The sequence below is a fragment of the Arthrobacter sp. DualSoilB13 genome, from assembly GCF_055389195.1.
Genome location: NZ_AP035865.1, coordinates 4,115,663 through 4,128,529 on the forward strand (window position 1 = coordinate 4,115,663; position 12,867 = coordinate 4,128,529).

General features: G+C 63.6%; 13 protein-coding genes. 9 read left to right on the forward strand and 4 right to left on the reverse strand.

Annotated elements, in window-relative coordinates:
- Position 1 precedes the first annotated feature (1 nt).
- From ACZ5J0_RS18995 to ACZ5J0_RS19035, 9 genes are all read left to right on the forward strand, one after another.
- The gene (locus tag ACZ5J0_RS18995; RefSeq protein ID WP_166841888.1) at positions 2-1,384 is read left to right on the forward strand and encodes an MFS transporter; all 1,383 of its coding nucleotides are present in this window, start codon (positions 2-4) and stop codon (positions 1,382-1,384) included.
- Positions 1,381-2,376: an agmatinase gene (gene speB, locus ACZ5J0_RS19000; protein WP_142937459.1), complete on the forward strand. Its 996-nt coding sequence runs from the start codon at positions 1,381-1,383 to the stop codon at positions 2,374-2,376. The genes ACZ5J0_RS18995 and speB overlap by 4 nt, the downstream gene beginning before the upstream one ends.
- A 132-nt stretch (positions 2,377-2,508) precedes the next feature.
- Entirely contained in the window at positions 2,509-2,973 is a 465-nt protein-coding gene (mscL, locus tag ACZ5J0_RS19005) for a large conductance mechanosensitive channel protein MscL (RefSeq protein ID WP_166841890.1), read from the forward strand.
- Positions 2,974-3,142: 169 nt separating this feature from the next.
- On the forward strand, positions 3,143-4,021 hold the full coding sequence (locus ACZ5J0_RS19010; RefSeq protein ID WP_166841891.1) for an ACT domain-containing protein: 879 nt from the start codon (positions 3,143-3,145) through the stop codon (positions 4,019-4,021).
- Between the two features lie 265 nt (positions 4,022-4,286).
- On the forward strand, positions 4,287-5,636 hold the full coding sequence (locus tag ACZ5J0_RS19015; RefSeq protein WP_223941225.1) for an MFS transporter: 1,350 nt from the start codon (positions 4,287-4,289) through the stop codon (positions 5,634-5,636).
- 104 nt (positions 5,637-5,740) lie between these two features.
- Positions 5,741-6,424: a GntR family transcriptional regulator gene (locus ACZ5J0_RS19020; RefSeq protein ID WP_142937456.1), complete on the forward strand. Its 684-nt coding sequence runs from the start codon at positions 5,741-5,743 to the stop codon at positions 6,422-6,424.
- Entirely contained in the window at positions 6,421-7,230 is an 810-nt protein-coding gene (locus ACZ5J0_RS19025; RefSeq protein ID WP_464093806.1) for an aspartate/glutamate racemase family protein, read from the forward strand. The genes ACZ5J0_RS19020 and ACZ5J0_RS19025 overlap by 4 nt, the downstream gene beginning before the upstream one ends.
- Before the next feature lie 28 nt (positions 7,231-7,258).
- Positions 7,259-8,686: an amidohydrolase family protein gene (locus ACZ5J0_RS19030; protein ID WP_464093807.1), complete on the forward strand. Its 1,428-nt coding sequence runs from the start codon at positions 7,259-7,261 to the stop codon at positions 8,684-8,686.
- An 8-nt stretch (positions 8,687-8,694) separates the two neighbouring features.
- The gene (locus ACZ5J0_RS19035) at positions 8,695-9,429 is read left to right on the forward strand and encodes a maleate cis-trans isomerase family protein (protein ID WP_142937453.1); all 735 of its coding nucleotides are present in this window, start codon (positions 8,695-8,697) and stop codon (positions 9,427-9,429) included.
- Positions 9,430-9,454: 25 nt separating this feature from the next.
- On the opposite strand, the gene ACZ5J0_RS19040 is transcribed toward ACZ5J0_RS19035, so the two are convergent.
- From ACZ5J0_RS19040 to ACZ5J0_RS19055, 4 genes are all read right to left on the reverse strand, one after another.
- Positions 9,455-9,646: a hypothetical protein gene (locus ACZ5J0_RS19040; RefSeq protein WP_223941228.1), complete on the reverse strand. Its 192-nt coding sequence runs from the start codon at positions 9,644-9,646 to the stop codon at positions 9,455-9,457.
- Positions 9,647-9,813: 167 nt separating this feature from the next.
- The gene (locus ACZ5J0_RS19045) at positions 9,814-11,187 is read right to left on the reverse strand and encodes an NAD(P)(+) transhydrogenase (Re/Si-specific) subunit beta (RefSeq protein ID WP_464093808.1); all 1,374 of its coding nucleotides are present in this window, start codon (positions 11,185-11,187) and stop codon (positions 9,814-9,816) included.
- A complete protein-coding gene (locus tag ACZ5J0_RS19050; RefSeq protein WP_142937450.1) occupies positions 11,184-11,552 on the reverse strand; it encodes an NAD(P) transhydrogenase subunit alpha part 2 in 369 nt (122 codons plus the stop codon). The genes ACZ5J0_RS19045 and ACZ5J0_RS19050 overlap by 4 nt, the downstream gene beginning before the upstream one ends.
- A complete protein-coding gene (locus ACZ5J0_RS19055; RefSeq protein WP_464094752.1) occupies positions 11,552-12,841 on the reverse strand; it encodes a Re/Si-specific NAD(P)(+) transhydrogenase subunit alpha in 1,290 nt (429 codons plus the stop codon). The genes ACZ5J0_RS19050 and ACZ5J0_RS19055 overlap by 1 nt, the downstream gene beginning before the upstream one ends.
- Between the last annotated feature and the right edge of the window lie 26 nt (positions 12,842-12,867).

Here is a 12,867-nt window from a genome sequence, read left to right on the forward strand (position 1 = left end):
AATGAGCGCAACAAGCAACCTCATTGACGATGCCCCACTGACCACGTTTCACAAGAAGCTGACGTTCTTCGCCTCCGGCGGACCGTTCATTGATGGGTATGCCCTATCCATCATCGGCATCGCCCTGATCACCATGACGCCGGGGCTGCAGCTCAGCACGGCTGAAATCGGTTTGATCGGCGCGGCCAGCTTGGTGGGCATTTTCTTCGGCGGTGCCGTCTTTGGGTGGCTCACCGACAAGATCGGCCGGCACAAGATGTACATAGCCGACCTCATCGCGCTGGCCGTCTTCTCCCTCTTGAACGGCTTCGCGACCGAAGTGTGGCAGGTTGTCCTGTGCCGCTTCTTCCTTGGAATGGCCATTGGCGCCGACTACCCCATCGCCACCTCCCTTCTGGCAGAGTTCCTGCCGAAGAAGCACCGCGGCCGTCTGCTGGGCGCCACCTTCGTGGTCTGGGCCGTTGGCGCGGCCGTCGCGTACGCCGTCGGTTATCTGCTTCGGGACATGGGTCCGGACGCCTGGCGCTGGATGGTCGCCAGCCCTGCGATCTTCGCCATCATTACCCTGCTGTGCCGTCTCGGCACCCCAGAGTCGCCTCGCTGGCTGCTCTCCCGAGGCCGACGTGATGAGGCTGACGCAGTCATCAAGAAGGTCTACGGGCAGCAATACGGGCTGAGCGATATCGCTTCTGACAGCGAGGGTCCCGCCAAGCAGGGCCGGTTCCTGGATATCTTCAGGGGCCAGTATTGGAAGCGCACGTTGTTTGTCTCCATCTTCTGGACGGCCCAGGTGATCCCGCTCTTCGCCGTCTACACGTTCGCCCCGGACCTTCTGGCATCTTTCGGGATGCACGGCGACGCCAACCTCTACGGGGGATCGTTCCTGATCTCCATGTTGTTCGTGGTGGGTGGCATTCCCGGCCTCTGGCTCGTGGAAAGAATAGGTCGACGCAAGTTGCTCCTTTGGAGCTTCGGCGTCATCGTGGTGGCACTCGCCATCCCGGCCTTCATTCCCGACGTCCAGGCCGCACCGCTGTTCATCGCGTTGGCGATCTTCGCGCTGGCTTCCGGCGCCTCCAGCTTCCTCGAAGTTGTCTACCCCAACGAGCTCTTCCCTACGGAGGTCCGCGCAACGGCAGTGGGCTTCGGCACGGCAATCAGCCGCATCGGCTCGGCGGCCAGCACGTACTTGATGCCCATCGCCATTGTGAGCTTTGGTGCCGCCGGTTCCCTGCTCATCGGCGCCGTCATCTCTCTGGTTGGCCTGATAGCGACGTTCTTGCTCGCGCCGGAAACGGCCAACAAGTCCCTCTCAGAACTCACCAGTAAAAAGAAGCCGGGCACCCCGGAGTCCCACAAAGTAACCGAAGGATCCCTGTCATGACCACTCACCAGCCCATTGGCCCCGTCGATGCCACCAAGGTTCCCCGCTTCGCAGGATTGGGTACCTTCGCGAGGCTGCCGCAGATCGATCGCGTTCCCGACTACGACATCGCGATCGTCGGCGTCCCGTTCGACGGCGGTACCTCCTACCGTCCCGGCGCCCGGTTTGGCCCGGCCGCAGTCCGCGAGGCCTCCCGCCTGTTGCGCCCCGGATACCACCCCGAGCTGGACGTCGAGCCGGTCAACGAAGTCCAGGTAGTGGATGCCGGCGATATCGCGTGTACGCCCTACGACATCAGCCGGGCAGTGCGCGAGATCGAGGAGCAGGCCCGCCCGCTGATCAGCCAGGACAAGAAATTGATCTCCATCGGCGGCGACCACACCATTGCCCTCCCCATGTTGCGGGCCCTCAACACAGTGCACGGCCCCGTTGCACTGCTTCACTTCGATGCCCACCTGGACACGTGGGACACCTACTTTGACCAGCCGGTCACTCACGGGACCATCTTCCGCAGGGCCTTCGAAGAGGGGCTCCTGATTGAAGACAAATCCATGCATGTAGGCATCCGTGGCCCGGTTTACGATCGCAACGACTTCCTTAAGGACCACGAGTTCGGCTTCCAGATCATTCGCTGTTCTGACCTGGATGTCATCGGCGTCCCGGCGGCCATTGACCAGGTCAAGCAGCGGTTGGGCGATACTCCCGTGTACGTTTCCATCGACATCGACGTCCTGGATCCGTCCTACGCACCGGGCACTGGCACGCCTGAAATGGGCGGACTGCATTCCCGCGAACTTCTGGCACTGCTCCGCGGCCTGAACGGCATCAACATCGTAGGCGCCGACGTCGTTGAAGTAGCGCCCGCCTATGACCACGCCGACATCACCAGCGTGGCCGCGGCAACCGTGGTGTTCGACCTGCTGGCTCTCATGGTGAACAGAGGGAAGGGCGCAAGGGTTTCCCAGCGCGATCTGGAAGCAACGTCCGCCTGATCCGGAACGCCCAAGCTGGAATCCAGTGGGGGTCCGGCGGCCAAAGACACCGCTTGACCCCCACGTGAAACCCCGGAGTGGTAGTTTGATCTCTGCTGAGGCAGACACCCGCACCCAATCGGAGGACCATCCATGTTTAAGGGTTTCAAGGACTTCATACTTCGCGGCAACGTGATTGAGCTGGCCATTGCCGTCGTCATCGGCAGTGCCTTCACCGCTCTTGTCGGAGCCTTCACCAACCACATCATCAACCCCGTGATCGCTGCCGCCGGCGGCATGAACGCCGAAGGACTGGGCTTCAAGATCTGGGAGAACAACCCCGCTACGTTCGTTGATTTCGGCGCCGTGCTGACCGCCCTGGTGACGTTCGTGATCACCGCGGCCGTGGTGTACTTCATCTTCGTGGCACCCATGAACAAGATCAACTCCCTGGTCAAGGACCGGCTCTCCACCGAGGAGCCCGAGGAGGAGCCGCTGCCTGCAGATACTGCGCTGCTGGCCGAAATCCGCGATCTCCTGAAGGACGCGGCCGCCGCCCGCAACGCAGGCCAGGGTTCGGACCTCGACCCGGACCTCGATTCGGACCGCATCCGCTAGGCCCCGCTCTCCGCGATCGCCCCTTTCCGGTTGCTTCACTGAACCCGGTTGCTTGAAGAACCCGGCGTTCTCCTCGCGAGAACGCCGGGTTCTTTGCGTTCACTGGGCTGTCCCCGGAACGTGACGCACAGGCAATCGGTTCGAAACAGGGGCAGGGCAGCATGAAAGCATGAAGCCCAACCCGAGCACTCCCGTCACCGCGGACCTCCTCTGTGATGTCTGCGGCCAGTTGCCCGAACCGCCCAAGGCCCGCCTCACCCTCGCCAACATCGCGGTCATGCTTCCCATCGAGCTCCTGGTCCATGCCGCAGTGGTGGAAACCCATCTGCCCTACGTGGCCAAGGTCCTGTTGCTGGCGGTCACGGCCACCGTGCTGGTCATCTGGGTGGCTGAGCCGTCTGCCGCGAAGGTTCTGCGGCGTTGGCTGCACGGCGCAGCCCTTCACCAGCGCAGGCAGCTTCATCTGGCGCCCTCGCTGTGGCGCGCGCGTACCCTGCTCCACGACCAGCCGGGATCACTGCAGAAAATCACCCAATCACTCGCGAAGTTGGACAGCAACATCCTCAGCCTGCATGTCCATGTGACGGCCGGAGCCGGTATGGAGGGTGCGGTGATGGACGAGTTCGTGCTCTCGGCACCGGGGAGCGTCACCGAACAGGAACTGCTGAAGGCACTGCACGACGGCGGCGGGCGTGAGTCCCAGGTTTGGCCCACCACCGCACTGGCCATGGCCGATGGCCAAACCAAGGCGCTGAGCCTCGCCACAAGGGTCGCCGGGAATCCGCAGGAACTCCCCCTGGCTGTCGCCGAGCTTCTTTCCGCGAAAGTAGTTCCCATCGATCCGGAACGCCCGGGCAGCGAGGCGACAACCGGCGTCGGGCCTTCAACAGACATCCTCAAGATCCCGACGGCCTGGCATGGACCACTGGTCTTCTCTCGTGCTGGCGAGCCGTTCACTCCGGCAGAATCGGCGCGTGCGCACCGGCTCGCCGAGCTGGCAGAGATTCTGGCATACAGTTCGGCCTCAACGGAGGGACAGCGGGGTTAGGCAGGGCGCCGCAACGGGCTCGGTCACATTCGGCGGGGAGCGCAGGTATACCAAAACCCTTGACAGTGCCGCACATCACATCTAGTTTTGTTTTTGGGATCCCAAAGCGGGATCCCAAATGATCCCGCTTCCGGCTGTGGTTCCGCCCCATCGATGGGCAGGCCCACAACAGCTGCCGCCGGCGCGGGTCAGGCTGCAGCGGTATCCCGCCCGGCTCATCCCCCCAAGACATTCCATCCCGTTGACTCCTAATGAAGGAGAAGCTGTGTCTCCCCAAAACACCCAACTGGCAACCGAGGAAACCCAGGAGAACGAGCCCACATCCGGCAAGAACGGCGTGCAGCGACGCACGAACGTCCGCTGGAAGCTCTTCATCCTGCTTCTGGTCCTCGTCGCGGTCAATTACATAGACCGTGGTTCCATCTCCGTAGCCCTCCCCATCATCCAGAAGGAATTCAACCTGCCTCCCGAGCTCGTCGGGCTCTTGTTGTCGGCCTTCTTCTGGACCTATGCCCTGATGCAGATCCCCGTCGGTTGGCTGATCGATAAGTTCGGCCCCCGCAAAATGGTCACCGCTTCCTGCATCGGCTGGGGCGCGGCCACGGCCGCTTCCGGTTTCGCTGGCGGATTCGTCAGCATGTTCATCGCCCGCCTGGGTATCGGCGTCACTGAAGCCGGCGTCATGCCGGCAGGTGGCAAGCTCAATGCCATCTGGATGCACAAGAAGGAACGTGGCCGCGGCGCCACCATCCTCGACGCCGGAGCTCCCCTTGGCGCGGGCCTGGGCGGCATCCTCATCACCTGGCTGATCGCGTCCACCGGCAGCTGGCGGATGTCCTTCATCATCGCCGGAGCAGCCACCATCCTCATGGGCCTTGCAGTCTGGTGGTACATCCGCGACAACCCCCGCCAGCACAAGGGCGTCAATGAGGCAGAAGCCGCCTACATCGAGGCTTCCCACGCCGAGGACGATGCCGAGGCCGCAAAGGAAGGCGCCCAAGGCAAGCGCGCGCTCCTCCCCTACTTGAAGTTCCGGTCCTTCTGGGCCATGTGCTTCGGCTGGCTTGGCTTCAACGGCGTCTTCTACGGTCTGCTGACCTGGGGTCCGCTTTACCTGGCACAAGCCAAGGGCTTCGACCTCAAGACCATCGGCTGGTCCACGTTCGTCATCTTCGGTGCCGGCTTCGTCGGTGAAATCCTCGGCGGCATCATCGCCGACAAGTGGCGCGCCTCCGGCGCATCCGCGAACCTCGTCATGCGTACGCTGCTGGGCATCTCCAGCGTCGTCGTGGTGAGCGGCCTCGTAGGTGTCACCATTGTCGCGGACCCGATCACCGCCGTCGTGCTTCTCTCGGTGGTCCTGTTCTTCCTGCGCTGGGTTGGCCTGTTCTGGTCCATCCCGTCCATCCTTGGTGGCCGGACCAACGCCGGTGTCCTGGGCGGTGCCATGAACTTCAGCGGCAACATTGCCGGATTCGTCACCCCGATTGTGGTAGGCCTGATTGTCGGGGCCACCGGCTCCTACACCTGGGCACTGCTGTACTTTGTTGGATCCGCCGTCATCATGGGCATCTCGGTGCTGGCACTGGATTACAACAAGCGACTCCCGGTCTGACTCGCATCGACCGGTCCGGCCGGACGGTCCTGAACCGCCGGATGGCCGGATGCCCGTCGGGTCGCCGGGCGCACTGCCTCACACATTACGAATTGGAGCTGGACATGCTTGCCGCAGAAGACACGAAGAACACTGACCGCCCCCTCCGGGAGTCTGTGCGTGACACGCTCCGTTCCAGGATTTTTGAGGGGCACTATGCGCCCGGCACCCGGCTGGTGGAACGCGATCTCGCCGCCGAATTCAATGTCTCCCGCCTTCCCATCCGCGAAGCCCTGAGGATGCTCCGGCAGGAGGGCCTGATCCGCGACCGCGCCGGCCGCGGCTCCGAGGTCAGCGGGCTGAGCCCCAAGGACGTGGAAGATCTCTTCGATGTTCGCCAATCCCTTGAGGTGCTTGCCTGCCGCCTGGCCGCCAAACGAGCCACCGTGACAGATCTCGAACACCTCCAAGGCCTCCTGAACGAGGCCGACCGCTGCCTGGCCAAGGGCTCCATTCTGGAAGCCCACCGCGCCAACAGCGAATTCCACGATGCCATCACGCGCATCGCCAACAACGATTTCCTCCGCTCCGCACTGGAACCCCTGCAGGGACGCATGCATTGGCTCTTCCGCCATGTCAGCGACCTCCCGGAACTCATCCAGGAACACCGCGACCTCTACGCCGCCATCGCCAGTGGCGATCCAGACCGCGCCGCCGCGCAATCGGCGTCGCACATCGGCAAGTACCGCGAGCAGTTCCCGCAGGAGTCCAGCGCGACGGAGCCCAAGCTGCAACGGAAGAAACCATGAAACTCCTGGTCATCAATCCCAATATCAGTGACGACGTCACAGCCCTGATCGAAGCCGAAGCACAGCGGTCGGCGGGTCCGGATACCGAGTTGATCGTGCGGACCGCCGGGCACGGCGTCGAATATATCGAGACGCGCTTCGAGGCACTGATCGCTGCGGGTGCGGCTGCCGAACTCATCGCCGAATACGGGCACGACGGCGGCACTCACGCCGGGGACGAACCCGGCGGAACCGCGGTGGACGGCGTTGTGGTGGCTGCCTTCGGAGACCCCGGCATGCCGGCCTTGAAAGAGCTGGTGGACGTACCGGTCATCGGCATCACCGAGGCCGCCCTGTGCGCAGCAGCACTGCAAGGCCACAGGTTCTCCATCATCGCCATTTCGGACCGCATACAAGCCTGGTACCTCGACTGTGTTGAACGATTCGGCTTCGGTGGCCGCCTGGCCTCCATTCGCTCCATCAACCAGAGCCTGAACTCGATCGGCTCCGTACAAGCCGATTTCAAGGAAACCCTCTTGGCACTTAGCCGGCAGGCCGTCGACGAGGACGGCGCCGACGTCGTGATCCTCGCAGGTGCACCGCTCGCCGGACTGGCCCGGGAACTTGAAGGCCACATCCCCGTGCCGGTGGTTGACGGTATCTCGGCCGGCATTCGTATGACGGAGGCCGTGGTGGCCCTGCGTTCCGGCGCCCATCGCAGCGGTTCGTTCGCAGCACCGCCGGTGAAGGCCAGGCGGGGCCTGTCGCAAGACCTCGACGCCGCCTTGGCCACAGCGCAGTCGGCCCACCGCCCTGCCACTGTCTAGAACTTTTCAAGAACAAAGGAGGACGACGATGTCCCAACTCCCCGATCTCGTCATTGCCCACGGCACCGTGGTCAACAGCTTTGGCCGACAGGACGCCCATGTAGTGGTGGACGGAGGCCGCATCATCGAGCTCATTGACGCCACCCAGCCCGTTCCTGCCGCCGTCCGCACCGTAGAAGCGGTGGGTCAACTGGTCATTCCCGGCGGCGTGGACGGCCACTGCCACGTGGCCCAAGTGACCGGCCGCTTCCGCACCCTGGATGACTACCGGACCACCTCCACCGCTGCGCTGTGGGGTGGGACCACCACCATCATTGACTTCGGTATTCCACGCGACGCCCAGGAAACTCCCCTGGATGCCGTCCTGAACAAGAAACGGCTCGCCGCCGATTCACGCTGCGACGTCGCACTGCACGGGGCAGTGGTCACGTGGGACGAGACCGTCCCGTGGCAACTGGAGCAACTGGCCGCCGAGGGTGTTCGGTCCGTGAAGATGTACACCACCAACCGTGGTTCCACCATGGCCGATGGAGATACGGTCCTGAAGGTCATGCGCGAAATGGTTCGCCTGGACGGCCTGACCTACATCCACGCCGAGCACGACGCCATCATCACCGACTGCACGGAACAACACGCCTCCGATGGCCTGATCGGGATCGAGCACCTGCACCGGACCCGGCCGGAACTCGCCGAGGAAGTATCCGTCAAAGAGACGCTTGCCATGGCCGAGTACACCGGGGCTCCCGTGTACTTCGTGCACCAGTCAACACCCGGCGCCGTGGACCTGGTGACCGAGGCCCGCGAGCGCGGGCAGGAGGCGTACTCCGAGACGTGCCCGCACTATCTGACCCTCGATGACACTGTCTACGGTTCGGCGTTTCCCGAGTGGTACGCGTGCTGCCCGCCCATGCGCAGCGCCGAAACAGTGGCCGCTCTCAAAGACCGCCTTGCAGCCGGAGCCATCCACACGGTTTCCTCGGACCACTCCTGCTACGACCTCTCCCAAAAACGCGAGCGCACCGACGATGTCCGCTACATGCCGCACGGCCTGCCCGGCGTTGAGACCCGCATGCCGGTGAGCTTCACCGCTTTGGTTTCCGAAGCCGGCGGATCCGTGGAGGACTTCGTGGAGGTCTTCTCTGCCGGCCCCGCACGGATCAACGCCGTGCCGCGCAAGGGCGCAATCGTGGAAGGTTTCGACGCCGATCTGGTGGTCTTCGATCCCGTCAAACAGCAAACCGTCGACGGCGGCGCGCTGCACATGGGAACTGATTTCTCGCCCTTCGAGGGGAAGACGCTGAACGGCTGGCCCGCCGTCGTCGTCTCCGCTGGTCGCGTGGTACTCGACGGCGACGGTTTCCATGATCCAGGGCCCGTGGGACGTTTCGTTGCCCGAAACGGCTTCACCGAACACCGCGACTCGCTGGCCGTGCCCGTTTCTACGCTTACTCTCTAGGAGCCACCATGCCTTCCAACAATCGCGCCACCCGGATCGGAATGATCGTGCCGTCCTCCAACACCTGCCTGGAGCCGCAGACGTACCGGATCCTCGGCGATCGCCAGGACGTCACCATCCACTCAACGCGCATCCCGGTAACCCGCATTGCCTTGGACGATTCCTCGGACAAGCAGTTCGATTCCTCGGTGATGCGTGCTGCGGCCGAGCTGCTGGCCACGGCTAATGTGGACGTGATCGCCTGGAACGGTACCTCGGGATCGTGGCTTGGCGCTGCGCATGACCATGCTTTGGTCCGCGAGATCACAGAGGCCACGGGCATCCCTGCCACCACGTCCACGCTCGCTTATCTTGACGCGTTCGCGTCGTTTGGAACCGAGCGGATCGGGCTGTTCACGCCCTACACCGCCGACGTGAACGAGTCCGTGATCTCGTCCTATGCCCGTGAAGGGATCAAGACGGTCGACCACCGGCACCTGGACCTCAGCGACAACGAGTCCTTCGCGCGGGTCACCGACCAAGAGATGCTTCCTGGGTCACTCGAGTTGGCAGCTTCGCACCCGGATGCCTTGGTCTACCTATGCACCAACCTGTACGGCGCCAACATCACGGCGGAGGTGGAAAGCCGCACCGGAGTACCCGTTCTCGATTCCGTGGCGGTCACCCTCTGGCATGCCCTGAAGTTGGCGGGAGCCCCACTGCTCGACGCGAAGTGGGGCCGTTTGCTGGCTGACGCTGTGTAGCGTCAGCCAGCTCTCCGGATCCAGCTCAGTTGATGAGCTGGATCCGGATGCCTGCGCCGCGTTCCTTCACCACCATCCGACGTTCCACTGCTCCCGTTTGGGTGAGCCATACAACGCTGCCGTCAGATGTCACGGCCTCCACTACGCCCTGGTCCACGATCTCGTCGCCGCGCCAGATCTGAACTTTCAGACCAACCAGCGACCTCCAGTTGGTCACACTCTTTCCCCTTGCTTGTACGAAGGGTGCTCCAAATAACGAATCCTTCTTACGGTGCTGCAATGGGTGGCTCCTAGCGTCCTGGACAAACTTTCTGTACAGGAAGTGTGCCGTCGCCGATGCTCACATGACGCGAATACCAGGCCCAGTTGTGTGACCTGCGTCAATTACAGCGCTTTGACCGCCCCCAGCACCTTGGTCAAGGAGTCCTTCGCGTCGCCAAACAGCAGGGTGGTCTGGGGCTCATACAGGAGCTCGTTCTCAATACCGGCAAATCCGGGGCGCATGGAACGTTTGAGGAAAACCACCTGCCGGGCGTCGGCGACCTCCAGAATGGGCATGCCGTAGATCGGAGACCCCGAGGTGGTTTTTGCGGCAGGGTTCACAACATCGTTGGCCCCAACCACCAACGCGACATCGGTGGTCTTGAACTCCGAGTTGATGTCGCTCATCTCCTTCAAGGACTCGTAGGGCACGTTAGCCTCGGCAAGGAGTACGTTCATGTGGCCCGGCATGCGCCCGGCCACCGGGTGGATGGCGAAGTCCACCTCAATTCCGCGTGACTCCAAGGCCGAGGCCAGCTCCGCGGCAGTGTGCTGGCCTTGGGCCACTGCAAGGCCGTATCCCGGGACGATGATCACCCGCTGTGCATAGCCGAGCAATACTGCCACGTCCTCCGCGCTGGAGGATCTTACGGGCCGCTCACTGACGGTGGTTGAACCTGCGGTAGATCCGCCCTTGAAAGCCCCAAACATGATGCCTGCAACACTGCGACCCATCGCGGCAGCCATGGCGCGGGTGAGGATGGTGCCGGAAGCCCCCACCAGCGTCCCGGCCACCACCAGGAGGACATTGCCTAGCACCAGTCCGGACGCCGCGACAGCCAGGCCAGTGAAGGCGTTCAGGAGTGAAATGACAATCGGCACATCCGCGCCTCCCACCGGCAGCACCAGCAGGATTCCGGCACCAAGACCCAAGAGCAGCAGGAGCAGCGCCACCACCAACCAGCCGTTCAGGATCACCACAATTCCAGCACCCACTGCGGCAAGCAGCACCACGGCCATCAAGGCTGGTAACCCGGGAAATGTCACCGGCCGGGTGGTCATGAGCCCTTGAAGTTTGGCGAAAGTGACACCGGAGCCAGCAAAGGACACCGCACCCACCAGCAACGTGAAGACAATGGCCAGGCGAACCCACGGATCGCCCGAATGGGAGAGTTCCAGCAACGCCACCAGCGCCGCAGCACCACCACCCACACCGTTGAAGAGTGCCACGAGCTGCGGCATCTGGGTCATGTGCACCCGGCGGGCCACCGGCGCTGCCACACCCGAGCCCACAACGATGGCCCCCAGAATCCAAGGGATGTTGTCCAGTTTCACAGAGACAAACACCGTCACCACAGCCAGCAGAGCGCCAAATGCTCCGATCAGGTTCCCGCGCCGGGCAGTCCGTGGTGAACTTAGGCCCTTAAGGGCGAGGATGAAGCAGGCCGCCGCGGCGAGGTACAGCAGCGAGGTCCACGTGGGGTTCAGAAGGGTCATGGCCGGCGCTCCTTCTTCTCCGGCTCCACGGTGGCGGCCGGCTCCGCGCCTCCGCGGCCTTCAGGAACGGCAGCGTTCGACGGCGGCCGCTGCCGTCCGCGGAACATCTCCAGCATCCGGTCGGTCACCACAAAACCACCCACGAGGTTAGCCGTGGCAAGGACTACGGCCAGCAGCGCAACTGCCAACACCCACGGGTCAGCGGCCTGTCCCGCCACAATGATGGCACCCACCAGGATGATGCCGTGGATGGCATTGGCGCCTGACATGAGGGGCGTATGCAAGGTGCTGGAGACCTTGGAAACAACTTCGAAGCCCACAAAAACAGCCAGCACAGTAATCGTTAGCAGGCTCATGCCATCCATTAGCGCACTCCTTCACTACCGGGTTCGCTGCCGGGTTCGCTACCGGGTTCGCTACCGGGTTCACTGCCAGTGCGAGAACCGCCGGATGGTGAACCGCTGGCTCCGGAGGCGCCGGCATTCCCGCCTACAAGGGGCGCAGCCTCTCCTGCGAGCGCCGCAAGTGCCTCCGCAGTTGGTGCGTGGAGGACTTGGCCGTTGTGGGTGAGGCACGTGCCTGCAATGACTTCATCCTCAAAGTCCGGAACCACCACGCCGTCCCGAGTCATGAGTGCCAGGAGGTTGGCGACGTTCTTGGCGAACAGTCGTGAGGCATCCGCAGGCATTGCCGATGCCGCGTCCTTGATTCCCACGAGTGTCACTGTGCCCTGGCCATCGCCGATGGGGATGGGGATGTCCTGCCCAGGGATGCTCCCCTCCACGTTTCCGCCGGATTCCGCAGCCAAGTCCACCACCACGGACCCCCGGCGCATCCCTTGGACCATTTCGCGGGTCACAAGGAGTGGGGCGCGCCTTCCAGGCACGGCAGCAGTGGTGATGAGGACGTCGGCCTGGGCCACGTGCGGCGCCAAGAGGGCTCTTTGGAGGGCACCCCGGTCCGCGCTGAGCTCCCTGGCGTAGCCGCCCGAAGCCTCTGCGGTTTCAAGGTCCAGCTTGATGAAGGTTCCTCCCATGGATGCCACTTCGTCCGCCGAGGCGGGTCGGATGTCATTGGCGGACACGCGAGCACCTAGTCTCTTGGCGGTTCCGATGGCCTGAAGGCCGGCAACCCCGGCGCCGAGCACCAGCACGCGGGCGGGCGGAATGGTTCCCGCTGCCGTCATGTACAGCGGAAAGAACCTCGGTAATCGCATGGCGGCCTCAAGCACACAGCGATAGCCGGCCACCAGGGCCTGCGAGGTGAGCGCATCCATGGACTGGGCACGCGATATTCGAGGAACCAGTTCCAGCGCAAAGGAGGTGATGCCCCCGGCGGCGAGCGCCCGCACAGTGGGCAGCTCCGAGGACGGCGACCCCAGGCCCACGGTGACCGAACCCCGGCGGAGAGCTGCCGCCGTCGACGGTTCCATGGGGCGCACATGGCAGTAGACATCTAGTGTCCCGAGGTTCAGGGACTGCACTACCGTGGCCCCTGCTGTGCGGTAGTCATCGTCGCTATGGCCGGAGGCCATGCCGGCACCGGACTCCAGTTCAACGTCAAGGCCCAACCCCATCAGTTGCTTCACCGTTTCCGGCGTTGCAGCAACACGTCGCTCACCGTCAAGCGTCTCGCGCGCTATGCCTGCCTTCACCCGCCACCCCTTTTCCGGAACCCTCC